The following is a 24,837-nucleotide window of genomic DNA, read 5'->3' as shown; positions in this document are numbered from 1 at the left end:
CGGGCGGCTGGGCGAAGGGCGCTGCGTGCCCCGAGAACCGCACGTCCGGCGCCCCCTGCACCGACGGCTGCACACCAGGCACCGGCTCAATCGGCGGTCGCGCGAACGGCGCTGCTTGTCCCGGCAGTTGTACGCCCGGTGTCTCCTGCGCCGACGGCTGCGCACCAGGTATCGGCTGCCCCGGCGGTTGTACCACCGGCACCTCCTGCACCGGCACCTGTATAGCCGGTACCCCCTGCACCGGTAGCTGCGCACCCGGCATCGGCTGCCCCGGCAGCTGTACGGCTGGTACCTCCTGCGCCGACGGCTGCGCACCCGGCATCGGCTGCCCCGGCGGCTGCTCGGCAGGTGTCCCCCGGACCGGTGTCGATCGGGCGAACGGGCCGTCCCCAGCCCTCCTCGCGCCCCCCGACAGCTCGCCCCCCGCAGGCCTGCCCACCGGCTGAACCCCCTCCGGCAGGCCCACCGGCTCAACCCCCTCCGGGGGGCCCTCCGGCTCCGGCCGCCCCGGCGGAGCCGAGCGCACCAGCCTCAGCGTCGGCTCGGCACGGCGGGCCGGTGGCCGGGGTGGCTCGGGGTTCGCCTGGGCGCCCCCGCCGACCGCTTCCTCCCGGCCCAGCTCGCGCAGCACATCCCGCTGCCAGTCCCCTGCCTGCGCCATGTGCGGCCCCCAGCTCCTAAGCGAACGTGTCGAGCAGTCGTCCGTACACGCCGAACACCCCGATGAGCAGCGGGAACAGGGCGATGACGCCGATCGATTCGAGGGTGTCGCCGAACCGCCGGAGCCGTACGCGCACATGCTCGGCGGGCTGCACGGCGAGCACCAGCAGCGGCAGGGCGGCGAGCACGACGAGGACGGCGAGCGGACCGGCCGCCCCGCCGGAGTGGTCCAGCCACGCCGACACCAGCCGCACCGCGAGCACGGCCGCCGCACCGAGCAGCACCACGACCTCGGCGACCAGCGGGAACGCCCGCGCGCGCAGCGCGAGGACGACCATGGTGACGACGGCGAGCGGCACGGTCCACTGGGTGGGCGCCCGCAGCACGAACACCCCGGCCGCCGTCGCCGACACCGCCATCGTGATCGTCGCCAGCGCCAGCCCCCGGTGCGTCGCGGTCAACGCCGCCGCCACCTGCAGCCGGCTCACGGACGCGCCCCCGGAACGCCGGTCGTCGAGCCCGGAGAGCCCCGAAGCCATCAGCGCCAGTCTGGGCAGCAGCCCGAGCACGACCACGGAGACCACGGCCAGCACGGCGCCCACCTCGGACTGCTGGGCCACCGACAACGACAGCTCACCCGACACCGCCACCGCGACCCCGAGCCAGCACACCGAGACCCCGGCCAGCGCCCCCGCGCCCACCAGCCCACCCCGCCCGAGCGGAGTGAACAGCCCGAGCAGGGCGAGCGTGCCGACCCCGGCCGCCGCCATGGCCGCGGCCTGCGACATCCCGGACCACCGCTGTGCCTCCGCCCACGTGGACGCGCTCAGCAGCCCCAGCGCACCGGCCGTCGCGATCAACGTCGTGGCGAGGCCCCGCTTCTCGGCCCGCCCCAGCAGCGCACCCGTGAGCGCCGCCACGAGGGCGACCCCGAGCAGCGCGCCGGCGACGACCCGGGGCTCGTACGCGTCCCGTGCGAACACCCCGGCGGCCACGGCCCAGCCGACCGTGGCGAGCCCGGCGGTGACCCGGCGCGCGGCCGGGCCCCAGCGCAGGCCCCGGCCGTCGAGATCCTCGGCGGCCTCGTCGGTGACGTCGTGCACGACGGGTGCCGACGGCGCGTCCTCGGCCCGGACGAGCCGCAGCACGGCGCCGTCCGGTGTCCCGGCCGACTCCAGGGTGCTGTCGTGCGCCAGCGCGGAACCGTCCGCCGTGACGAGGTGCCGCAACTCGGGCCGCTCGCCCACCTGGTCGTCGAGCAGCCGCATGATCTCCGGCAGCAACAGCCCGACCGGTTCCCGTGACGGCAGCACGAGGTCCACCCGCCGCCGCTCACCCACCAGCGTGACCCGGCTGAGCGCCGTCCGCGCACCACCCGTGGCCTGCCCCAACGTCCCCGTAGACATCACGTTTTCGAACCTATCACCGGGCAGAAGAGCTGGTCGGGGCTGTGGAAACCGAGGGGGAGCCCGAGGGCGACGCCGTCGGTGCGGCCGTCCCCGAGGGCGTCACCGACGGCTGCACCGAACTCCCGTACGGACTCTTGCCGATGATGCGGTTCGACACGAACGACCACCCCACGCACCCCGCGCACAACACCGCCGCGATGACGATCCCGGCGAAGACCTTCCCGATCCGTTCGTCCACCGAGCGCCGCTGCCGCTGCGCCCCGAACAACAGGGCGTCCCGCAGCCGTCGACGCCGCACCGACACCGACTCCAGCAACTGGCTGTCGTAATCCTGCGCTGCCACGGCTACGGGACCCCGTTCACTTCTCTCTCAGCGCCGCCCGGTCAGCCGATCTGGTCGACCGCCGCGCGGGCCTTGGCCAGCGTGGACTGGGCGGTGCCGTCGTTCTGTTCGAGCGTGGTGCGCACCAGGCGGATGATCTCGCGGACCTCGCCCGCCGCCTTCTTCCAGCGCTCTTCCTTGCCGTGGTAGTCGTCCGAGACACCGTCCGCCTGGAACTCGGTCATCGCGGCCTTGACGGCGGCGTCACGGTCGGTGAGCACCCGCTCCAACTGCCCCACGATCGTGCCGAGCGCGGTCTGCACCTCACCGGAGGCCCCGGTGTCGTACGAACGGCGGTCCTGGTTCTGAGCCATGAGTACTTCCCCCTCGTTCCTGCTCGTCGCTGTTTATCGGGCGCCGAAGCGGGCCGCGTCGAAGTTGGCCAGGCCCATGTTCTGGTTGGCGTTGTCCTGGGACTCCACGTCACCGGTGCCGAACGCGTTGTCCATGCCCGACTGACCGCCCAGGATCGCGGCGAGCGACCCGTTGAGGTCGGCGGTGATCTCGTCCGCGCGGTTCTTGAACGAGTCGAACGCCACCTTGCCCGCGCCGTTGAACTTGCCCTCCAGCGGTTCCGCCGCGCTGATCAGCAACTGGATCAGCGTCCCGAGGTCGTCGCTCGAACCGAGCGTGCTCTTCCCGAGCTCCGCCAGGGTCGTCGCCCCCATGTCGAACTTCACGTCGTGTCCACCCCCGTGTGTCTGGGTCACCTACGTCCCCGCCATGCTCCCCCACAACGCGTTGCACCCGCAACGCGCTTGCCGCCCCGGTGACACCATCGGAACAAAATTCGAACACCCTCGTGGCGCCTCTCGACGTGCTCCGGAAAATTCTTGAGCCGCCGTGCAACCCTCCCCCCACCTCGCGGGTCGTACTTGGCATCGGGACTTCTCGGAGGGGGATCTGGGGGGATCGCGGGGGTCTTGATACGGAGGGGAAAGCCGAGGGGCCCGGTCCAGTGGACCGGGCCCCTCGAAACATTCCGGCGGGCTCGCCGGGCGGGGCCGCTAGAAGAACACCCCGCACCGCAACAGCACGTTCGCGTACGGCCGCGCCTCTCCCGTCCGTACGACCAGTCGCGCGCCCTCCGACAGTTCCTTCAGCTTCTCGTGGGGGACCAGCTCCAGCTCGGGGAAGCGGTCCTCCAGCAGCGCCGTCGCCTCCAGGTTCGCCTCACGCACCTCGTGCGCGGCCGTCGCCCCCTCGACCACGATCTCGTCGAGCAGCCCGTCCAGCACCTCCGCGAACGACGGCACCCCTGCCCGGAACGCCAGGTCGACCACGCGCGGCCCCCGGGGCACCGGCATCCCCGCGTCGCACACCAGCAGCTCGTGCCCGTGCCCCAACTCGGCGATGGCGCCCGCCAGATGACGGTTCAGTATCCCGGCCCGCTTCACAGCGCCGCGACCTCCTCGGCGGTCGGGAACGACACCTGCGCCCCCGCCCTGGTGACGGCGGCGGCCCCCACCCGGGCCGCGTACGCGGCGGCCTCGGCGAGCTCCGCGCCCGCGCCCAGCCGCCACGCCAGCGCCGCCGTGAACGCGTCCCCGGCCCCCGTGGTGTCCACGGCGTCCACCTTCACGGCCGACACCCGCGCACTCCCCTCGGCGGTCGCGACCAACGCCCCCTCCGCGCCCAGCGTCACGACCACCGAACGCGGCCCGAGCGCCAGCAGCGCCCGCGCCCGGTCCTCCGGCGAAGGGGACCCCGCCGGCTCGTCCCCGACGATGATCCGCGCCTCGTGCTCGTTGACGATCAGCGGATCACAGGCGGCCAGCACCTCGGCGGGCAACTCCCGCGGCGGCGACGGGTTCAGCACGAAACGCGTGTCCTCCGGCAGCCGCCGTACCACCTCCACCACCGTCTCCAACGGGATCTCCAACTGCGCCGAGACCACCCGGGACGCCCTGAGCAGGCCCTCCGCCGCCCGCACGTCCTCGGGGGTCAGCTTCCCGTTGGCGCCCGGCGACACCACGATGCTGTTGTCGCCCGACGGGTCCACCGTGATCAGCGCGACCCCGGTGGGCGCCCCGCCGACCAGCACCCCGGCCGTGTCGACCCCGGCCGCCCGCTGCGAGTCCAGCAGCAGCCGCCCGTTGCCGTCGTCGCCGACCCGCGCCAGCAGCGCCGTACGCGCCCCCAGCCGGGCCGCCGCCACCGCCTGGTTGGCGCCCTTGCCGCCCGGGTGCACGGCCAGGTCGGAGCCGAGCACGGTCTCCCCGGCCCCCGGCCGCCGCTCCACACCGATCACCAGGTCGGCGTTGGCCGATCCCACGACCAGAAGGTCGTAGTCGTACATGAGTGGTCCCCTTCGTCCTTGAGCGGTCGCGTCCGTCAGCCGCTCGACCCGGCCCGTCGTCAGCCGCTGAACTCGGCCACGTTCTTCGACGTGACCACCTTCACCGGCACCATCACCGACTTCTCGACCTTCTCGCCCTTGGCGGCCTCGACCGCGTTGCGCACCGCGATCCTGCCGAGTTCCGCCGGCTGCTGCGCGACCGACGCGTACAGCGTGCCCGCCTCGACGGCCTTCAGCCCGTCCGCCGTACCGTCGAAGCCGATGACCTGGACGGACTTTCCGGCCTTGGAGCCGAGCGCCTTGATCGCGCCGAGCGCCATCTCGTCGTTCTCCGCGAAGACACCGTCGACGTCCGGGTTGGCCTGCAGCAGGTTCGTCATCACGTCGAGGCCCTTGGTGCGGTCCCAGTCGGCGGGCTGCTTGGCGAGGACCTTGATGCCCGGGTAGGCCTTCAGCCCCTCGGCGAAGCCGGCGCCGCGCTCCCGGCTGGCGGAGGTGCCCGCCTGGCCCTGCAGGATGACGATCTCGCCCTTGCCGCCCAGCTTCTCGGCGAGCGACTTGGCGGCGAGCTCGCCGCCGCTGACGTTGTCGGAGGCGACGAGCGCGGCGGTGTCCGCGCCGTTCACCGCGCGGTCGACGGCCACCAGCGGAATGTCCGCCTTGTTGACGGCCTTGGCCGCCGGGGTCACCGCGTCGGAGTCCACCGGGTTGACGATGATCGTGCCGAGGCCCTCGCTGGTGAAGTTCTGCAGCTGGTTGGCCTGCTGCGAGGCGTCGTTCTGCGCGTCCGTGACCGACAGGTCCACGCCCAGCTTCTTCGCCTCGTCCTGGGCGCCCGCCCGGATCTGCACGAAGAAGGGGTTGTTGAGCGTCGACAGCGACAGCCCGATCTTCTCGCTCTTCGCCGCCGACGACCCGCCGTGCAGGAACGAGGTCGCGCCCACGACCGCCGCCGCGACCACCGCGGCCAGCACGTACGTCAACGCCTGCTTCCGCCGGTCCCCGGAGCCACCGGCACCGGCCGCCACCGGGGTCGCCCCCGCCTTCCGCCGCACGGTGTCCAGCAGCACCGCCAGCGCGATGACGACACCGATGACGACCTGCTGCCAGAAGGCGGACACGGAGAGCAGGTTGAGGCCGTTCCTGAGCACCGCCAGGATCAGCGCGCCGATCAGCGTCCCCGACGCCTTGCCCGTGCCGCCGGCCAGCGAGGCACCGCCGATGACGACCGCAGCGATAGCGTCCAGCTCGTAGCCCTGCGCGGCCTGCGGCTGCGCGGAGGAGAGCCGGGAGGCGAGCACGATGCCCGCGGCGGCGGCGAACAGCCCGGAGAGCGCGTAGATGACGAGCTTCTGCCGCTTCACCCGCAGGCCGGACAGCCGGGCCGCCTCCTCGTTGCCGCCGATCGCGTACATGGCGCGCCCGATGTACGTCCGCCCGAGGATCACGGCCGTCACGCCGCCGAGGACCAGCATCACCAGGACCGGCACCGGCAGCCAGCCGCCCAGGTTGTCACCGAGGTGCGAGACCGACTCGGGGAACGCGATCGGGCTGCCCTGCGAGATCACCAGCGACAGACCGCGCCCCACCGACAGCATGGCGAGCGTCGCGATGAACGGCGGCAGCTTCCCGTACGAGATCAGGAAGCCGTTGACGAGACCGCACGCGATACCCGTGACGACGGCGAGGAGCACGGCTATCGGGACCGGGACTCCCTCCGACGTGGCGCTCCAGGCAAGGACGGTGGCCGACAGCGCCGCCACCGAACCCACCGACAGGTCGATGCCCGCCGAGACGATCACGAAGGTCACACCGAACGCGAGGATCGCGGTGACGGCGGCCTGGACACCGATGTTGAGCAGGTTGTCGGCCGTCAGGAAGTCGCCGGACAGCACCGACATCGCGACGACCAGGACGATGAGCGCGGTCAGCGCGCCGTTGTCGAGCAGCAGACGGCGAAGCCCTGAGGCTCCCGAGGCGCCACTCGCGCCCGTCGAACTCTTGAGCGTGTCAGCGGCCATCGGAGGCCTCCGTTCCAGTCGCAGGGGTGGTGGGGTGGGACACGGCGAGCGCCATCACCGCGTCCTGGGTGGCCTCGGCGGCGGCGAGTTCGCCCGCGATCCGCCCCTGGGCCATGACGAGCACCCGGTCGCTCATGCCGAGCACCTCGGGCAGATCGCTGGAGATCATGAGGACGGCGGCCCCGGCGGCGGTCAGTTCGTTGATCAGTTCGTAGATCTCGACCTTCGCGCCGACGTCGATCCCGCGCGTCGGCTCGTCGAGGATCAGCACCTTGGTGTCCGCCAGCAGCCACTTGCCGATGACGACCTTCTGCTGGTTGCCGCCGGAGAGGGTGCGCACGTGCTGGTGCAGCCCGGCCATCCGCACCCCGAGCCGCTCGGCGACCCGGGCCGCGTCCGCCCGCTGCCCCTTGAGGTCGACGAAGCCGCCCCTGGTCGCGCCCCGCAGGGTCACCAGGCCGAGGTTCTCCTCCACGGACGCGTCCAGCACCAGGCCCTGGCCCTTGCGGTCCTCGGGCACGAGCCCCATCCCGGCGGCCATGGCGGCACCCACGTCGTCCTTGCGCACCGCGGCACCGCCGACCCGCACGGCGCCCTCGTCGTACGGGTCGGCGCCGAACACGGCCCGCACGACCTCCGTACGCCCGGCCCCCACGAGCCCCGCGATCCCGACGACCTCACCGGCCCGCACCTCGAAGCTCACGTCGTGGAAGACGCCGTCCCGGGTGAGCCCCTCGACGACGAGCAACGCCTCCCCGGCGCCCGCGTCCCCCTGCTCCCTCGGGTACTGCTGCTCGATCGACCGCCCCACCATGAGGCGTACGAGCTCGTCCTGCGGGGTGGTGGCGGGCACCTGCCCGACGCTCTTGCCGTCCCGGATGACCGTCACGCGGTCCCCCAGGGCGGCGATCTCCTCCAGGTGATGGGTGATGAAGACGATCCCGACGCCGTCCTCGCGCAGCCGCCGCACGATCGCGAAGAGCTTCTCGACCTCCTCGGTCGTCAGCACGGCCGTCGGCTCGTCCATGATCAGCACGCGGGCGTCCAGACTCAGCGCCTTGGCGATCTCGACCATCTGGAGCCGCGCGATACCGAGTTCACGCACGCGCGCGCGGGGAGACACCCGCACGCCCACCCGCTCCAGCAACTCGCCGGCCTCGGCCTCCATCCGCTTGCGGTCGATCAGCCCGAAACGACGCGGCTGCCGCCCGAGGAAGATGTTCTCGGCGACCGTGAGGTCGGGCACGAGATTGAACTCCTGGTAGATGGTGGCGATCCCGAGCCGCTCGGAGTCCTGCGCACCATGGATACGCACCTCCTCGCCACCGGCCAGGATCCGCCCCGCGTCGGGCGTGTAGGCGCCGGAGAGCATCTTGATCAGCGTGCTCTTGCCGGCCCCGTTCTCACCGAGCAGGACGTGCACCTCGCCCCGGCGCAGCTCGAAGTCGACGCCGTCCAGCGCGACCACACCGGGGAAGGTCTTGCGTATGCCTTCGATGCGCAGCAACTCGTCAGGGTCGCTCACGACGTGCTCCTGTTCGTCACGGGGGACGGCTCGGGGGGAGTGGGCTCGCCGCACGAGAGGCGTACGACGAGACGTGCGGGAAGGGTGACGGACCGCGGCGGCCGCCCCTCGATACGGTCGACCAGGGCCCGCACGGCGGCCCGCCCCAGCTCGCCCGTCGGCTGCGCGACCGCCGTGATCGGCGGATCGGTGTGCACGAACCAGGGGATGTCGTCGAACGCGGCCAGCCCCACGTCCTCCGGCACCCGCAGCCCGCGCGCGCGGACGGCGTCCAGCGCGCCGAGCGCCATCAGGTTGTCCGCCGCGAACACGACCTCGGGCGGCTCGGGCAGGTCGAGGAACCCCTCGGTGACCCGCCGCCCGCTCTCGGCCTGGAAGTCGCCCTGCCCTATGTAGGCGTCCGGCAGCGCCAACCCGTGCTCGGCGAGCGCCTCCCGGAAGGCCTCGACACGCTCCCGCCCGGTCGTGGTCGCCGCCGGGCCGGCGATGATCGCGAGCCGCCGGTGCCCGAGCCCGTGGAGATGGGCGACGAGATCCCGTACGGCGCCGCGCCCGTCGGCACGCACCACCGGCACGTCCACGCCGGGGATCCACCGGTCCACGAACACCATCGGAGTGCCCGCCCGGATCGCGTCCAGCATCAGGGGCGAACCCCCGTCGGTCGGCGACACGAGCAGCCCGTCGATCCGCCGGTCCAGCAGATTCCGTACGTGATGGTCCTGCAGCTCGGGCCGTTCGTCCGCGTTCCCGATGATCACGCTGTACCCGAGCGCCCGCGCCTCTTCCTCGACGGACCGGGCCAGCTCGGTGAAGTACGGATTCATCACGTCGCTGATGACGAGCCCGAGGGTGTGGGTCTGATCGGTACGCAGTGACCGCGCGACGGCGTTCGGCCGGTACCCCAGCGTCTCGACGGCGGCCAGCACCCGCGCCCGCGCCTCCGCGCTGACCGACGGATGGTCGTTGAGCACCCGCGACACCGTGGCGACGGACACCCCCGCCTCGGCCGCGACGTCCTTGATACCCGCCACCGCCGCCCACCTCCTCGTGGAATCGATTACATCGACGTCATGGAGGATTGGAATCGATTACACGGGGCTGGGGCAAGAGCCCGGCCATGGCCGAAATCCAATCGTGACCGAGTGGCCGATCAGCACAGTGGCCCATCAGCAGAGTGGCCGATCCCGGACATGCCGAGCGGGGTGGCGCGACCCGCGCACCACCCCGCTCGACCCCGGTCCACCCGGGCAGAGGTTCAGCAGCCGTCAGAAACGGCCTAGACCCATGTCTTGCCCGCCGCGTTGGACTTCAGCTTGTGCTTCTTGACCTTGTCCTTGCAGAAGCGGCAGGCGGTTTCCTTCGCCTTCTTGTACGTCCAGGCCGTGATCTTCCCGCCCAGACTTCTTCCGATCTTGTTGTTGTACTGGTCGGCCTTCGAGTCGCGCTTGTCCTTCGCGGTATTTCCGGCGTTCCTCTCGTGCGCGTTCCCGAGGGCCTTGGCCAGGCTGGAGCCGACCGCCCAGGTCAGCATCGCCTGCCAGATGCAGTGCCGGTAGGCGTTCTGCTTCGCGCTGTTCGAGTACCGCTTCTTCGCCTCGCCCAGGGCCCAGTAGGTGATGTAGCTCATGTCCGCGCACCACAGCAGGAACAGGGCGCATATCGCGGCTTCCGGGATGAGGCCGTTGATGCTGTAGTTCCCGCTGATGTCGTAGCAGTTGACCGGGTCGGCGAAGCAGTAGTCGTACGAACTGGCGTTGCCTCCCACGATCCGGTCGACGGAGAGGAACCGACCCGTGTCCGCGTCGTAGAGGCGGACCCCCATGAGCGTGACGCCGCTCGGCGTCTCGGACGAGCGCTGCTCGCCGCCGAGCCAGCCGTAGCGGGACGCGTCCGTTCCGGGCAGGAGCTTGCCGTACTCGTCGTAGGTGTTGACCACGGGAGTGGTGGCGTCCGCCAGGGGGATCTGGGTGGCTATGTCACCGTGGAGATTGGTGAGTTGGAGGACCACGTCACCGGCGGCGCCGGTGGTGGCGATCAGGCTCCCCGTCAGGTCCGACAGGTTGCGGGTGATCTTGCTGTCGCCCTCGCCGATCCACGTCGGGTTGTCCCCGTCGGCCCCGTAGTGGTTGCGGACGGTCGCCGTGGTGGACCAGGCCCCGTTGTCGTCCTGACTCTCGGTCGTGGACGAGGCGAGCCTCCCGGCCGCGTCGAGGCTCCAGGTGGTGCGCTCGCCGCGCGCCGTGATCTGGCGCACCAGATCGTTGGCGTAGTAGGAGTACTGGGCACCGCTCGACTGGGTGGTCGTGCGCCCGAAGGCGTCGTAGGCGGTGCCGGTCCTGATCAGCCGGTCGGCGCTGTCGTAGGTGGAGTCGACCGTCCTGGTGGTGGGGGCGCCCCCGTCCACGTCGTCGACCGTGGTCACCAGGGACGTGCGGTTGGTGTTGTCGTCGAACCCGTACCCGCGGTGGGTCGTGACGCCGGTCTGGGTGTCGTCGGCCTTGGTCAGGCGACCGGCCGCGTCGTAGGAGTACTCCTGGTAGGCCCCACCGCCCGTGTACGTGGTGCGGGAGACGACCTGACCGTGGATGTTCTCGCTGACCGACTCGCCCTGGACCGTCCAGCCGGACTCCCAGTGCCAGTAGCGCGAGGTCTCAGCTCCCGTCGGGTCAAGGTTGAACTCGACGTCCATGTTCCACGGCAGCTTCTGCTTGTAGAGGCGCCCGTCGGAGTCGTAGGAACCGGTGACGTCGCCGATGCCGCCCATGACGGAGTCGTGCATCCGGGTCGGCAGGCCGGTCAGGCTGTCGTAGTCGTACGTGGTCTCCGAAGGTGCCGAGTCGGACCGCCTGGTGACGCGGTCGCGGGCGTCGTACTCGGTGCGCGTGACGTTGCCCGCGCCGTCGTCGTACGAGATCTCGCGGCCGAGCTTGTCGGCGACATGGCGCACCGTCGTCGCGCCGTCGGACATGGTGGCCACTTGGCCGTTGGCGGGATCGAAGGTGATGGTCTGCGTCGGTACGGCCGTGCCGACGCCGCCGCTGATCTGGATCTGCTTGCCCCGGCCGGCCGCGTCGTAGGTGGTGACGGTGGTGCGCGTCACCCCGTTGGCAGTCTCGGTGACCTTGGTGGCGTTGCCCCAGCGGTCGTACTCGAGGGTCTTGGTGGGCAGCTCGTCGGGGTTCGAGCCGCCCCCGGTGATCCTGCCCGCCGGGCCGCTGGAACACAGCAGGTCCGCCCATTCGGGGCGTCCCGCACACGCTCCGGTGCCAGTGGCGGACCAGTACTGCGACACCACCGTTCCGGCGTCGGCCCCGTTGGACTTGGGCTGGCTGTTCTTGGTGATGCGCCCCTGGGCGTCGTAGACGGAGGCCCGGGTCAGCTTGAGCCCGGTCGGGTCCGTCACGCTGCTGACCGGCAGACCCTTCGCCCAGTCGTAGGCGGTCGTGCTGGTGCGCACGTCGGCGTCGGCCGGGTAGTCCTCGACGAAGGCACCCGTCGACGTCGTGGTCGGCTGGTCCATGACCAGGGCGGACCCGTCGGTCGGACGGCCTTCGTCGTACCGCGTGACGATGTGTTCCCGCGCGGGCACCTGGGTGCGGGCCGGGATGTCGGGGCTGTCGGCGTCACCCTGGAGCTGCTTGGTCAGGGTGACCAGGTGCAGCGGTCCGAGCTGGTCCACCATCCGCCGGCCGTCGCTGGAGTACTTCGCGACGGTGGCCAGCTTCTGGGCGCGCTCGGCCGTCGAATCGGAGAGGATGCCGAGTTCGCTCTGGGTGTTGACCTGGTATTCCTCGCTGCCGAGCGCGAGTTCGCGGTTGGTGGCCCCCAGTTCGAAGACGATGTTGCCGAACGCGTCGTACTGCGTGGTGGTCAGGTGCCGACCGGGCAGACCGGTGTTGACCTGGAGCCCCGAGGCGTTGGTGTAGGTGGTGGTCGCCTTGTCGTAGTCCCCGGCACCGAGATCGTTCCCGCTGTGCGAGGCGGGCACCTGGTCCGCGGGGAAGATGGCGGTGGCGTCCGTGGGGGCGTCCGTCTGCGCCCACGTCCTGGTGTCGACCGGGGCCACCTGGTTGGGGGCCTTGGTGCCGGACAGCGGGACGTCGTAGACGAGGGAGAGCGCCGCCCTGCCGCCGTCGGGCTCGTCCTTGCTGCCCGGCTTCAGCGTGGGCCGCGACACGGACAGCACCATGCCGTCGCCGGCCACGGAACTGGAGCCCGCCTTGCCGTACTCGAACGTCCACGGCAGCTCGCCCGGCGGGGTCTGGGTGACCACCCGGCCCGCGCTGTCGTAGGTGTAGGTGGTCTTCAGCGCCGGGGAGATCCGGGGATCCCACTGCTCACGCAGGCGGCCCGAGGCGTCGTACGCGTAGCTGGAGACCACGGTGGCGGTGGCGTTCGCCGCGCCCGGGTTGGTGGACCACTGGCGGATGCGGTAGACCTGCCCGGCGTAGTCGCCCAGCGTGCTGCCGCTCGCCGTGGTCGTGGTGGCGTACTGGTACTCCAGGATCCGGCAGCCCTTGGTGGACGGGGCGTTCGCGCAGGTCTCGTTGCTCACGGCGGACGAGGGGGCGATCGCGTACTTCGGCCGGGCCAGCACGGCGCCGCCCACGGTGACCTTCTCCGAGATCAGCGAGGTGGTGGAGTTCTCCGTCGACAGCGAGCTCTTGGAGAGCTGCCAGGTTGTCGCGGCCGTGTCGATCTTGGTGAACTGGGACGTGGTCCCCTCGGTGTCCTTCAGGGTGAAGGAGCCCGTCAGACTGCCGGTCAGGGTCAGGGACTCGGCACCTTCCTCGGGCTTCCAGCCGCCGCCGCTCGTCGCGGTGAAACCGGTCTCCTCCCCTTCGACGTCCACCAGCGCGACCGAGGTGCTCGACGTCCTGCGTATGTACAGCAGTTGGGAGTCGGTGAGTTCCGCGGCCGTTCCCGCGGTCCACTGCGGACCGAAGATGGCGACCTGTCCCTCCTGCTGCCCACCGGCGGTGGGACGGCGTGAGGACGCGGTGCGGCTCGCGGTCAGTCCGAACGACGAACTGTCCGTGGCGGACACCGTGTAGTCACCGGTGAGCATGTTGACGTCGCCCGGCCCGGCGGCCTGGGTCGGCGCGGCCCCCGCGTCGCGGTCGACGGTGACGGAGGTCGCCGGGGAGGCGTCGGTGCTGGAGCCGTCGGTGAAGACCGCGCGGATGTCCACCGGACCGTCCTCGGCGAGGGTGTCGGTGATGTTCCAGACGAGTTCGTCCGGCACGCCACCGGTCACCTTCACCGGCCAGGCGGCGACGGCGGTGTTGTCCGACTTGCGTCGCACATCGGCGACGGGAACGTCCTTCCAGGTGTCGGTCTCACCGCGCCGGTACTGGTAACGGACCCCCGTGTCGGCGGTCTTGCCCTGGCCGGACAGGACGGTCCGCCGCGCGGGCCGGTCCCCCTGGGCGGGGGCGAGCAGCGCGGCGCCCGAACCCGCGTAGAAGGTGAAGGTGGTCTGGGCGGAGGCGTTGCCCGCGGCGTCCTTCGTGCGGGCGGTCAGGAGGTGCTTGCCCGCGCGGAACACCGGCTTGGCCGTCACCGCCGCGCCCGCGGTGGCGATCGTCTGCCAGGCTCCACCGTCCAGTTGCCACTGGACTTCCTTGACGTCCGCCGACGGCGGGGTGAGGGTGAAGCCGCCGGTGAAGTCGCCGCTGCCGTTCGGAGCGCCGGACCACTGCCCGGCGGGGAAGTCACCGGAGGTGACCGAGGTCGCGGCGGGGGACGCGGTGTCCACCGTCAGCGTGCGGAAAGCCGACCAGGCACTGGTGGCGGAGCCGTCTCCCGCGCGGACCCGCCACTTGTAGGAGCCCGCCGCGAGGGCGGCCGGGGTCCAGTTGGCCTGGGCTCCCGAGGCGACCGCGGCGCTGGAACCGGTGCGCAGGGCGGAGGTTCCGGTGGACGTCCACACCTCGTAGTCGAGGGTGACCTGCGACCCGTCACCGTCCAGGGCCTTCGCCGACAGCGTCGGCGTGGTGTCGTTGGTGGCCGCCGCGCTCAGCGGGGCCAGCAGGGTCGGCTGCTCGGGGATCGAGTTGTAGGTGACCGACAGATAGGGGGTGTTGGAGGCCGCGTTGCCGGAGTTGAACCGCTTCCAGCCGTACGGGTCGGTCTCGTCCGTGGCCCGCAGCCCCAGGTGGTTGGTGCCGTTGCCGCCGCTCGCCCACGCCTTCGCCAGGGCGGTCACGTCGGCGGACACCCAGCCGTCGTTGCAGGCGCTGGAGAAGCCCTTGGTCTGGGTGCTGGTGGCGTACTTGGTCTCCCAGGCCGGCTGCGAGGTCCAGCGCGAGGCGGTGCTCGCGGCTCCGGTGGACCACACCTCCCAGCTCTTCGGGGTGCAGGACCACGAGTGGTAGGCGAAGAGATTGAGCTTCGCCGCGGTGATCTGCTTGCCCGTGATGTTCTTCATCGGGAACGACAGGAACGACCGCGCCACCTCGGAGGAGCCGTTGTTGCCGAGCTTGAGGTCGGTGGAGGCGGACTCGTCGGCGGTGTGACCCTCCTGCACGAAGGCGTCGAAGCTGGTCCCCACGTTGATCGCGGGGTCGATCGTCACCGGGAACCGCGTCGTGTCGTCGGCCAGGAACTTCGCGTCCGGGGTCAGGGTCAGGGTGACGGTGTCGCCGTCCTGGGCCACCTTCACCGCGACGGGCGCGGTGCGCTTGTGCTCACCGGACCTGGCGTCCACCTGCGCGTCCCACATCACCGGCGCGGGCAGGACCCCGACGGCCTTGCCCTTGGCGTCGGTGAAGGAGACCGAGCCGTCCGCCTTCTCCTTCGCGGTCAGCCCCTTGGCGGTCAGGCTGTAGGTGATCGCCCCGCTCGCGTCGACGGCGGAACGATCCTTCAGCTCCAGGAACTGCTCGTAGCCGGTACGCGTCGACTCGATCAGGAGGTCCGTCGAGGGCAGCGCGCTCCGGTAGCGGGCGATGTTCTTCTCCGCGCCCTCGATCTCCGGCGCGGGCAGGGTCCCGTACCAGCCCAGCCGCATCCGCTGCCCGGTCCGGCCCTCCAGGGTCACGAGGGGGACGCCGGCCGAACCGGTGCTCTCCCCGACGTCCTTCAGCCCCTTGGGGGCCTTGCTCTTTCCGGCCAGGCGCAGTCCGTGCGGATGCCGCCGGGCGCCGACCGAGCCGTCCGACAGCTTCTCCAGGGAGACGTCGACGTCCTGCCACCGGTCCTGGTCGTCCTGGAACCGGATCGGTCCCGCGTACGCGGTCTGGGTGACCGAACCATCGGGGTTGACGTAGGTCGTGGACGTCTCCGTGCGGGCGTCCAGTGCCTCGATCCGACGGTTCTGGATCTTCGCCTTCAGCCGGGCGGCGGCCACTGATCCGGCGGTCGCGGACCCGAGGTCCTTCGCCGGCTTGTTCCGGTCGGCAGCCGGGGCTTCGCGGCCCGCGGCCAGTGCCACATTGGTGGTTCCCACGATCACGGCGGTCTCGAACGCCATCGCCAGGACGACGGTCGCCGCCACCGAGCGCAGGCGTCTTCGCCGGGCCCGGGGGAGGAAAGTGGCTGTCAAGCCTACTCCTTGCAACGGTGCGGGTTCTTCCCGCAAGGACCTGAAGATCTTCATAAGGCCCTTACAGAAGTCAATCCGTTGCATGCCAAGCGCTCGCTTCCGGCCAAAGTTGGCTGGAAGCGATGAGTGACCTGCCTGCCGGTCGGCGGCTACCTCAGTCCGAGCAACTGTTCGGCGAGCCGTCGGCCGTGGCGCCGACGGACACCCGGTAGCCGAACCCGGACGCGAACTCGGGCCCGGTCTCGGTCTCTTCGGCGTCGAGGATCTCCTTGGTCAGGAAGTAGACGTCGAGCGTCGTCGCGTCGTCCGTCCCGCCGCGGGTGAAGCACAGGCTCGCCGACGGGTCCTTCTCCAGGGCCTGTCGCGTGCTCCGGGACAGCTTCCACCCCTCGCGCTCCGCCGCGGCCCGGTAGTACTGGATCACTTCGGCCTTCTCGCCGGGGAAGACGTAGGTGCGGTCGGCGTACAGCCAGGCTTCGCCGCTGTCCTCCCAGCAGCCGGCCTCGAGGTCCTTGAAGCCCTTGGGCACGATCGTCCCCGGGGGCCGGGATTCGAGGACGTCGTACGCCTTCAGCTCGTCGACGCGGCTCCCGGTGTCCTCGCACGTGGCGGAAGCGGCCTCCGCGAGGGGCTGGCACCCGGTGAGCGCTCCGGTCACCAACGCGGCCGTCACCAGGAGGGTGGCGCACCGGCCGGTTCGCTTACGAGGCGTCAAGTCGGCTCCTGTGATCGACGGCCGCGGCAGCCGACTTCACTGCCTGAGACCAAATGAATGCGATCAGTGACATTAGCATCTCTTCGGACTACGAGGGCCTTTCGTCAACATCTCCCAGCCACCACTTCAGACGCTCACCCGTGACCTCACGTTCCACCGCCCCTGTCACACCTCCCCGGTACCGTCGGATCATGGCTCAACAGGCGGGAAATCCCCCGGGCGAACGACGTCTCGCCGTACTCGAAGGCGTCCTGGAACGCATCACGTACGCCAACGAGGACAACGGCTACACGGTCGCGCGCGTGGACACCGGCCGGGGCGGCGGCGATCTCCTGACCGTCGTCGGCGCGCTGCTCGGCGCACAGGTCGGCGAATCCCTGCGCATGGAGGGCCGTTGGGGCTCCCACCCCCAATACGGCAAACAATTCACCGTCGAGAACTACACGACCGTCCTCCCGGCCACCGTCCAGGGCATCCGCCGCTACCTCGGCTCCGGTCTGGTCAAGGGCATCGGCCCGATCTTCGCCGACCGCATCACCCAGCACTTCGGCCTGGACACCCTGCAGATCATCGAGGAGGAGCCGAAGCGCCTCATCGAGGTCCCCGGTCTCGGCCCCAAGCGCACCAAGAAGATCGCCGACGCCTGGGAGGAACAGAAGGCGATCAAGGAAGTCATGCTCTTCCTCCAGACCGTCGAGGTGTCCACGTCCATCGCGGTCCGTATCTACAAGAAGTACGGCGACGCCTCGATCGGGGTCGTGAAGAACCAGCCGTACCGGCTCGCCGCCGACGTCTGGGGCATCGGCTTCCTCACCGCCGACAAGATCGCCCAGTCCGTCGGCATCCCCCACGACAGCCCGGAGCGCGTCAAGGCGGGCCTGCAGTACGCCCTGTCGCAGGCAACCGACCAGGGCAACTGCTACCTCCCGGAGGAGCGTCTGATCGCCGACGCGGTCAAGCTCCTCCAGGTCGACACGGGCCTGGTCATCGAGTGCCTGGCCGAACTCGCCCTGCCGGACGAGGACTCGGGCGAGCCCGGCGTCGTACGCGAGAAGGTACCCGGGCAGGACGGTGGCGACCCGGTCACCGCCATCTACCTCGTCCCCTTCCACCGCGCCGAACTCTCCCTCTCCGCCCAGCTGTTGCGCCTCCTGCGCACCGACGCCGACCGCATGCCCGGCTTCCACGACGTCGCCTGGGACAAGGCACTGACGTGGCTGAAGGGGCGTACGGGCGCGGAGTTGGCCCCCGAGCAGGAGGCCGCCGTACGCCTCGCGCTGACCGAGAAGGTGGCCGTGCTGACCGGCGGCCCGGGATGCGGCAAGTCCTTCACGGTCCGCTCGATCGTGGAGCTGGCCCGCGCCAAGAAGGCGAAGGTCGTGCTGGCCGCGCCCACCGGCCGGGCCGCCAAGCGCCTCGCCGAGCTGACCGGCGCCGAGGCCTCCACCGTCCACCGCCTGCTGGAGCTGAAGCCCGGCGGCGACGCGGCCTACGACAAGGACCGCCCGCTGGACGCCGACCTGGTGGTCGTCGACGAGGCCTCCATGCTGGACCTCCTCCTCGCCAACAAGCTGGTGAAGGCGGTGCCCCCGGGCGCCCACCTGCTCTTCGTCGGCGACGTCGACCAGCTCCCCAGCGTCGGCGCGGGCGAGGTCCTGCGCGACCTGCTGGCGGACGGCAGCCCCGTCCCCGCCGTCCGCCTCACCAAGGTCTTCCGCCAGGCCCAGCAGTCCGGTGTGGTGACCAACGCGCACCGGATCAACTCCGGGCAGCATCCGGTCACCGACGGCATGAAGGACTTCTTCCTCTTCGTCGAGGACGACACGGAGGAGGCGGGGCGGCTCACCGTGGACGTCGCGGCCCGTCGCATTCCCGCCAGGTTCGGGCTCGACCCGCGCCGGGACGTCCAGGTGCTGGCGCCGATGCACCGGGGCCCGGCGGGCGCGGGCAACCTCAACGGACTGCTCCAGCAGGCCATCACCCCCGCCCGCCCCGACCTGCCCGAGAAGCGGTTCGGCGGCCGGGTCTTCCGCGTCGGCGACAAGGTCACCCAGATTCGCAACAATTACGAGAAGGGCGAGAACGGAGTCTTCAACGGCACCGTCGGCGTGGTCACCGCGCTCGACCCGGTCGACCAGCGGCTGACGGTCCTCACCGACGAGGACGAGGAGGTGGGCTACGAGTTCGACGAACTGGACGAGCTGGCGCACGCCTACGCGGTGACGATCCACCGGTCCCAGGGCAGCGAGTACCCGGCCGTGGTGATCCCGGTCACCACCGGAGCGTGGATGATGCTCCAGCGCAACCTCCTCTACACGGCGGTGACCAGGGCGAAGAAGCTGGTCGTCCTCGTCGGCTCCCGCAAGGCGATAGGGCAGGCGGTCCGGACGGTCTCGGCGGGCCGGCGGTGCACGGCTCTCGACTTCCGCCTCGCACCACGGGTTTTGTAGTCATGGGCCGCCTGCGGGGGAACCTCTCGCGCGGTTCCGGTGACCCGTGAGTGAAATTTGATCGATCAAACGAGTCGTAAAGGTCACACAGCCCTTCCAGATGTCGGACGGAAGGGGCAGGATGAGCAAGTTGGCGGCACTGAGTGCCGCCGATGGGCCCGATGGTCGACCCCGAGTGCACTCTCCAGAGCCAATTGGGGGATGGTAGAGACAGTCAGGGCACCTCGAAGAAGAGGCACTACGTCGGTGAGGGATGACGTGAGCGACAACTCTGTAGTACTGCGGTACGGCGACGGCGAGTACACCTACCCGGTGATCGACAGCACCGTCGGCGACAAGGGCTTCGACATCGGGAAGCTCCGGGCCCAGACCGGTCTGGTCACCCTGGACAGCGGCTACGGCAACACCGCCGCCTATAAATCCGCCATCACCTATCTCGACGGTGAGCAGGGCATCCTTCGGTACCGCGGCTACCCGATCGAGCAGCTGGCCGAGCGCTCCACCTTCCTGGAGGTGGCGTACCTGCTGATCAACGGCGAGCTCCCGACCGTCGACGAGCTCTCCACCTTCCAGAACGAGATCACGCAGCACACCCTGCTGCACGAGGACGTCAAGAACTTCTACCGGGGCTTCCCCCGGGACGCCCACCCGATGGCGATGCTCTCCTCCGTGGTCAGCGCCCTGTCGACGTTCTACCAGGACAGCCACAACCCGTTCGACGAGCGGCAGCGCAACCTCTCCACGATCCGCCTGCTCGCCAAGCTGCCGACCATCGCGGCGTACGCGTACAAGAAGTCGATCGGTCACCCGTTCGTCTACCCGCGCAACGACCTCGGTTACGTCGAGAACTTCCTGCGCATGACCTTCTCGGTCCCGGCCCAGGAGTACGACCTCGACCCGGTCGTCGTCTCGGCGCTCGACAAGCTCCTCATCCTGCACGCCGACCACGAGCAGAACTGTTCGACCTCCACGGTCCGCCTCGTCGGCTCGTCCCAGGCGAACATGTTCGCGTCGATCTCGGCCGGTATCTCCGCGCTCTGGGGCCCGCTGCACGGCGGCGCCAACCAGTCCGTCCTTGAGATGCTGGAGGGCATCCAGGCGAACGGCGGTGATGTCGACTCCTTCATCCGCAAGGTGAAGAACAAGGAGGACGGCGTCCGCCTGATGGGCTTCGGCCACCGGGTCTACAAGTCCTTCGACCCCCGCGCCAAGATCATCAAGGCCGCCGCGCACGACGTCCTCTCGGCCCTCGGCAAGTCCGACGAGCTGCTGGACATCGCGCTGAAGCTGGAGGAGCACGCGCTCTCCGACGACTACTTCGTCTCGCGCAACCTCTACCCGAACGTGGACTTCTACACGGGCCTGATCTACCGCGCCATGGGCTTCCCGACCGAGATGTTCACGGTCCTCTTCGCCCTCGGCCGCCTCCCGGGCTGGATCGCCCAGTGGCACGAGATGATCAAGGAGCCGGGCTCCCGCATCGGCCGCCCCCGCCAGATCTACACGGGCGTCGTCGAGCGCGACTTCGTCCCGGTCGAGGCACGCTGAGCCGAGTACTTGTAGCAGAGGGGCCCGTACGGAGAGCCGTCCGTACGGGCCCACTGCTTGCCCGCTGAGACGGGGGGCGCCCTACGGCGAGTGAGCCGAAGGGGCGCGCCTGTGTCGAGACGGCATGGGGGCACCTCCCGCTCGAGCGAAGCCGAGAGTGGGGGAGCGCGCAGCGCCCGACGAAGGAGGGCCGAGCACGTTCGCCGTCTCGACACAGGCACAAGCGCCCCGGAGGCGAACCGAGCCTCAAAAAAAGCGAGAAGGCGCCCTGCAACGCTGGTCCCCCCACGGGCCGGCGAGCAGGGCGCCTTCCCATGTCCCGGTGCGGATTCCCCCCACGGGATCCGGCCGGGCGTCTGGTGGGCACAGCGCCTGAATTCGCTGAGCTCGACGAGCGGAGCTCGTCGTCCTACCTCTATGTGTCTGTTGTGCCGCGGTGTGCGGTCTGCCGGGACGCGTACGTACGGGAGGGCCGCTCAAAGCTCCCCGGTGCACGTGCCCCGGCAACGCAATTCCGGGAACGTCCCCCAAGACATCCCCAGATGCCAGTCACGCCCCCCAAGACGCTTCTGACATCGCCAACTTAGACTCACGAACCCCTTCGGTGGTTACGTTCACTCCACTGTGATCTGCGTCTCTTGCGAAATGTCCTGAAGATGCGCAAGAGACCCAAATCGGTGATCGAGGTCCCAGCGTAAGGATGATGCGCGAGCCTTGTGAAGAGCTTATGTGGTGCTGCTTCCGGACTCTAGAGGGACTTTTGCCCGGCGGTCACGAAAATGTCCTGAGTCGCAAGCTGTTCGTTACCACGAAAACGGACGAAAAGGCCATAGCCGCCCCCGCGATCATCGGGTTGAGCAATCCGGCGGCGGCCAGCGGCAACGCGGCCACGTTGTATCCGAAGGCCCAGGCCAGATTGCCCTTGATCGTGGACAGGGTCCGCCGCGACAGCCGGATGGCGTCGGCGGCCACCCGCAGGTCCCCGCGCACCAGCGTCAGATCGCCCGCCTCGATCGCCGCGTCCGTCCCCGTGCCCAGGGCCAGCCCCAGATCGGCCACGGCCAGCGCGGCGGCGTCGTTGACCCCGTCGCCGACCATCGCGACCGTACGGCCCTCGCGCTGGAGCTTTAGGACCACGTCGACCTTGTCCTCGGGCAGCACCTCGGCGATCACGTGCTCGGGGGAGACGCCGACCGCCGCGGCCACGGTCCGGGCCACCCGCTCGTTGTCCCCGGTCAGCAGCATCGGGGTGAGCCCGAGCGCCCGCAGCCGCCGTACCGCCTCGGCGCTGGTCTCCTTGATCGCGTCGGCGACGGTGACGACACCGAGTGCCACGCCGTCGCGGAGGACGACGACCGCCGTGTGCCCCTCGTTCTCGGCGGCCTCCTTCGCGCCCTTCAGGGCCTCGGGGAGCGGCTCGTCGAGGAACCGGCCCACCCGGACGTCGTGGCCCGCCACGAGGCCGCGTACGCCCCTTCCGGGCAGGTTCTCGAAGCGCTCGACGGGCGGCAGTGTGCCCACCCGCTCCTCGGCGCCCGCGGCGATCGCCCGGCCCACCGGATGCTCGGAGGCGTGTTCGACGGCGCCGGCGAGACGCAGGACGTCCGTCTCGCCGAGCTCACCGATGCCCGCGTGGGCGTCCCCGGCGACGTACACCCCCTGCAGCGTCATCCGGCCGGTGGTGACGGTGCCCGTCTTGTCCAGGACGACGGTGTCGACGCGGCGGGTGGACTCCAGGACCTCGGGGCCCTTGATGAGGATGCCGAGCTGGGCGCCGCGCCCGGTGCCGACCAGCAGGGCGGTCGGCGTGGCGAGGCCGAGCGCGCACGGGCAGGCGATGATCAGCACCGCCACGGCAGCCGTGAACGCGGCGGTGGTGTCGCCCGTGGCACCGAGCCAGGCGCCGAAGGTGGCGACCGCGATCAGGAGGACGACCGGGACGAACACGGCTGAGATCCGGTCGGCGAGCCGCTGCACCTCCGCCTTGCCGTTCTGCGCGTCCTCCACCAGCCGCGCCATCCGCGCCAGCTGGGTGTCCGCGCCGATCCGGGTCGCCTCGACGACCAGCCGGCCGCCGGCGTTCACGGTCGCGCCGGTGACGGCGTCCCCGACGGTCACGTCCACCGGCACCGACTCACCGGTCAGCATCGACGCGTCGACGGCGGAGGCGCCCTCCACGACGGTGCCGTCGGTGGCGAACTTCTCCCCGGGGCGTACGACGAAACGGTCGCCCACCGCCAGCCGCCCGACCGGGATCCGTACCTCCCGCCCCTCCCGCAGCACCGAGACGTCCTTGGCGCCCAGCCTCAGCAGCGCCTTGAGCGCGGCACCGGCGCGGCGCTTGGAGCGGGCCTCCAGATAGCGGCCGAGCAGGATGAACGCGACCACCCCGGCGGCCACTTCGAGATAGATCGTCGACGAGCCCGCCGTACGGGAGACGGTGAACGCGAAGCCGTGCCGCATGCCCGGCATGCCGGCGTGCCCGAGGAAGAGGGCCCACAGGGACCAGCCGAAGGCGGCCAGCGTGCCGACGGAGACGAGCGTGTCCATCGTGGCCGCGCCGTGCCGGAGGTTGGTGAACGCGGCCCGGTGGAAGGGCAGCCCGCCCCAGACGACGACGGGCGCGGCCAGCGTCAGCGAGAGCCACTGCCAGTTGTCGAACTGGAGGGCGGGGACCATGGACATGAGGACGACGGGCGCCGCGAGCAGGGCCGAGACGGTGAGCCGCTGCCGCAGCGAGGCGAGTTCGGGGTCCGCCTCCTCCGCGGGGAGGGCCTCTTCGTGCTCGGTCGGTGCGGGGGCCGGGGGCGGTGGCTCCTCGGCCGTGTACCCCGTCTTCACCACGGTGGCGATGAGGTCGGCGACCTCCAGCCCCGGGGGGTAGGTGACCTTCGCCTTCTCCGTCGCGTAGTTGACGGAGGCGGTGACCCCGTCCAGGCGGTTGAGCTTCTTCTCGACGCGGGCCGCGCAGGAGGCGCAGGTCATGCCGCCGATGGTCAGCTCGACCTCGTGGACGGGGTCTCCTATGGCGGCTGTCGCGGTGGTGCTCGTCATGTCCGTGCCCGTACGTCCGTGGCGGTGCCCGGTCTCAGGCCTTGCCGACCAGTTCGAAGCCGGCCTCGTCGACGGCGGCGCGCACGGCCTCCTCGTCGAGCGGGGCGGCCGAGACCACGGTGACCTCGCCGGTGGAGGCGACGGCCTTCACGGAGGACACGCCGTCGAGCTGGGTGATCTCGCCCGAAACGGCGCCCTCGCAGTGCCCGCAGCTCATGCCGCTCACCTTGTAGACAGCGGTGACGGAGCCCTGGGTGTCGGTTTCGGTGGCCATGTCGTTACTCCTCATCGGGGCGTGTGGGGGCGATGTCGGGTCGGGTAACCCTCCATGGCGCCCATCTTATACCCCCTAGGGGTATGAATCCAAGGCGCGTGGGGCGGGAGTGCCGCTCGCGGGACCGGCGGCGAGCTTGTCGCCCACGAGTGGCTCCAGGTAGCGGAGCACGACGTTCTTCAGTTCCTGTACGTAGGCGTCGCGTTCGGCGCCCTCGTGGGCGAGCACCAGCTCCAGGCCCGCCATGTAGACGCCGATGCAGACACGCGCGACGCGGGTGACGGCGGCGGCCGGTTCGTCGGGCAGGAGGGGGGTGAGCAGGGCCTCGACGCGTGCGACCAGGGTCGTGTGCAGGGCGTCGTGCTGCTCGGCGATCCGTCCGGGGACGTCCGGACCGTGCATCAGGGCGAAGAACACCGGGTGCCGGCAGTTGAAGTCGATGAAACGGTCGACGGCCGCCGCGACGGCCTCCTCCAACGGGGTCGCCGGGTCGACCGGGGCGAGCGCCTCGCCGTACGCCGCCTGCATCTCCCGCATGAGCCGCTCGCCCAGCTCGATCGCGATCGCTTCCTTGTTCGGGAAGAACTGGTACAGCGTGCCCGGTGAGACCCCCGCCTCGCGGGCGATCGCGTTGGTGCTGGCGGCGGTGTACCCGGTCGAGCTGAACACGGCGGCCGCGGCGTCGAGGAGCTGGGCGATACGGCGTTCGCCGCGGGCCTGGCGGCGGCGCGGCTGCTCCTTGTCCCGGAGTCGCTCAGCCTTCTGGGGCTGTTCGGGCTCTTCCTTCTCCTGGTGGGTGGGCACGCGGTTATCCCCAGCTTTCCGGACGTGATTGACAAACGCGAGTGGTCGCTCGCATTCTGGAGAAACGCGAGCGACTGCTCGTGTTTGCCAGTGTATGGCTCGGTGCTCCCGGGCCACCTGGCTGCGCTCGGCGTGGACGCAGAGCGATCA

At 70.5% G+C, this 24,837-nt stretch carries 16 protein-coding genes; 2 read left to right on the top strand and 14 right to left on the bottom strand.

Annotated elements, in window-relative coordinates; all coding sequences use genetic code 11:
- Positions 1-677: 677 nt before the first annotated feature.
- The 11 genes from eccD to L3078_RS16405 form a co-directional block, all read right to left on the bottom strand.
- Complete coding sequence (gene eccD, locus L3078_RS16455) at positions 678-2,066, bottom strand: type VII secretion integral membrane protein EccD (RefSeq protein ID WP_239754439.1); 1,389 nt, start codon at positions 2,064-2,066, stop codon at positions 678-680.
- Positions 2,067-2,082: 16 nt separating this feature from the next.
- Entirely contained in the window at positions 2,083-2,412 is a 330-nt protein-coding gene (locus L3078_RS16450) for a hypothetical protein (protein ID WP_239754438.1), read from the bottom strand.
- Between the two features lie 41 nt (positions 2,413-2,453).
- Positions 2,454-2,765, bottom strand: coding sequence for a pore-forming ESAT-6 family protein (locus L3078_RS16445; RefSeq protein ID WP_152168996.1), 312 nt, complete (start codon positions 2,763-2,765; stop codon positions 2,454-2,456).
- A gap of 33 nt (positions 2,766-2,798) precedes the next feature.
- Positions 2,799-3,131 (bottom strand): hypothetical protein, encoded by a 333-nt coding sequence (locus L3078_RS16440; RefSeq protein WP_184893891.1) that lies wholly within the window; start codon positions 3,129-3,131, stop codon positions 2,799-2,801.
- A 327-nt stretch (positions 3,132-3,458) separates the two neighbouring features.
- Positions 3,459-3,848 (bottom strand): D-ribose pyranase, encoded by a 390-nt coding sequence (rbsD, locus tag L3078_RS16435; protein WP_239754437.1) that lies wholly within the window; start codon positions 3,846-3,848, stop codon positions 3,459-3,461.
- The gene (locus L3078_RS16430; RefSeq protein ID WP_239754436.1) at positions 3,845-4,750 is read right to left on the bottom strand and encodes a ribokinase; all 906 of its coding nucleotides are present in this window, start codon (positions 4,748-4,750) and stop codon (positions 3,845-3,847) included. The genes rbsD and L3078_RS16430 overlap by 4 nt, the downstream gene beginning before the upstream one ends.
- A 59-nt stretch (positions 4,751-4,809) precedes the next feature.
- Positions 4,810-6,771, bottom strand: a complete 1,962-nt coding sequence (locus L3078_RS16425; protein ID WP_239754435.1) for an ABC transporter permease/substrate-binding protein — start codon at positions 6,769-6,771, stop codon at positions 4,810-4,812.
- A complete protein-coding gene (locus L3078_RS16420) occupies positions 6,761-8,296 on the bottom strand; it encodes a sugar ABC transporter ATP-binding protein (protein WP_239754433.1) in 1,536 nt (511 codons plus the stop codon). Before L3078_RS16420 ends, L3078_RS16425 begins: the two co-directional genes overlap by 11 nt.
- Positions 8,293-9,327, bottom strand: coding sequence for a LacI family DNA-binding transcriptional regulator (locus L3078_RS16415; RefSeq protein ID WP_239754431.1), 1,035 nt, complete (start codon positions 9,325-9,327; stop codon positions 8,293-8,295). The genes L3078_RS16420 and L3078_RS16415 overlap by 4 nt, the downstream gene beginning before the upstream one ends.
- 245 nt (positions 9,328-9,572) lie before the next feature.
- Complete coding sequence (locus tag L3078_RS16410) at positions 9,573-15,842, bottom strand: DNRLRE domain-containing protein (RefSeq protein WP_239754430.1); 6,270 nt, start codon at positions 15,840-15,842, stop codon at positions 9,573-9,575.
- A 154-nt stretch (positions 15,843-15,996) separates the two neighbouring features.
- Entirely contained in the window at positions 15,997-16,557 is a 561-nt protein-coding gene (locus tag L3078_RS16405; RefSeq protein WP_239754429.1) for a hypothetical protein, read from the bottom strand.
- 191 nt (positions 16,558-16,748) lie between these two features.
- On the opposite strand from L3078_RS16405, the gene recD2 reads away from it, so the two are divergent.
- Together recD2 and L3078_RS16395 are read left to right on the top strand one after the other, a co-directional pair.
- Positions 16,749-19,007, top strand: a complete 2,259-nt coding sequence (gene recD2, locus L3078_RS16400; RefSeq protein WP_239754428.1) for an SF1B family DNA helicase RecD2 — start codon at positions 16,749-16,751, stop codon at positions 19,005-19,007.
- Positions 19,008-19,265: 258 nt separating this feature from the next.
- The gene (locus tag L3078_RS16395) at positions 19,266-20,555 is read left to right on the top strand and encodes a citrate synthase (RefSeq protein WP_033531335.1); all 1,290 of its coding nucleotides are present in this window, start codon (positions 19,266-19,268) and stop codon (positions 20,553-20,555) included.
- Between the two features lie 771 nt (positions 20,556-21,326).
- Here L3078_RS16395 and L3078_RS16390 read toward each other — a convergent pair.
- From L3078_RS16390 to L3078_RS16380, 3 genes are all read right to left on the bottom strand, one after another.
- On the bottom strand, positions 21,327-23,609 hold the full coding sequence (locus L3078_RS16390) for a heavy metal translocating P-type ATPase (protein WP_239754427.1): 2,283 nt from the start codon (positions 23,607-23,609) through the stop codon (positions 21,327-21,329).
- A 34-nt stretch (positions 23,610-23,643) separates the two neighbouring features.
- Positions 23,644-23,883 (bottom strand): heavy-metal-associated domain-containing protein, encoded by a 240-nt coding sequence (locus L3078_RS16385; RefSeq protein WP_239754426.1) that lies wholly within the window; start codon positions 23,881-23,883, stop codon positions 23,644-23,646.
- Between the two features lie 75 nt (positions 23,884-23,958).
- Positions 23,959-24,687, bottom strand: a complete 729-nt coding sequence (locus tag L3078_RS16380) for a TetR/AcrR family transcriptional regulator (protein ID WP_239754425.1) — start codon at positions 24,685-24,687, stop codon at positions 23,959-23,961.
- Between the last annotated feature and the right edge of the window lie 150 nt (positions 24,688-24,837).

Origin of the sequence: Streptomyces deccanensis (genome assembly GCF_022385335.1) — a bacterium.
In the GTDB taxonomy this organism is placed as follows: domain Bacteria; phylum Actinomycetota; class Actinomycetes; order Streptomycetales; family Streptomycetaceae; genus Streptomyces; species Streptomyces deccanensis.
The sequence above is the reverse complement of the archived record's forward strand: the minus strand, read 5'-3'. Positions and strand labels throughout refer to the sequence as shown.

Bases quoted from the DNA above. Each gene is read 5' to 3' on its own strand.
- eccD (WP_239754439.1), bottom strand. From the start codon at position 2,066: ATGTCTACGGGGACGTTGGGGCAGGCCACGGGTGGTGCGCGGACGGCG.
- L3078_RS16445 (WP_152168996.1), bottom strand. From the start codon at position 2,765: ATGGCTCAGAACCAGGACCGCCGTTCGTACGACACCGGGGCCTCCGGT.
- L3078_RS16430 (WP_239754436.1), bottom strand. From the start codon at position 4,750: ATGTACGACTACGACCTTCTGGTCGTGGGATCGGCCAACGCCGACCTG.
- L3078_RS16425 (WP_239754435.1), bottom strand. From the start codon at position 6,771: ATGGCCGCTGACACGCTCAAGAGTTCGACGGGCGCGAGTGGCGCCTCG.
- recD2 (WP_239754428.1), top strand. From the start codon at position 16,749: ATGGCTCAACAGGCGGGAAATCCCCCGGGCGAACGACGTCTCGCCGTA.
- L3078_RS16390 (WP_239754427.1), bottom strand. From the start codon at position 23,609: ATGACGAGCACCACCGCGACAGCCGCCATAGGAGACCCCGTCCACGAG.
- L3078_RS16385 (WP_239754426.1), bottom strand. From the start codon at position 23,883: ATGGCCACCGAAACCGACACCCAGGGCTCCGTCACCGCTGTCTACAAG.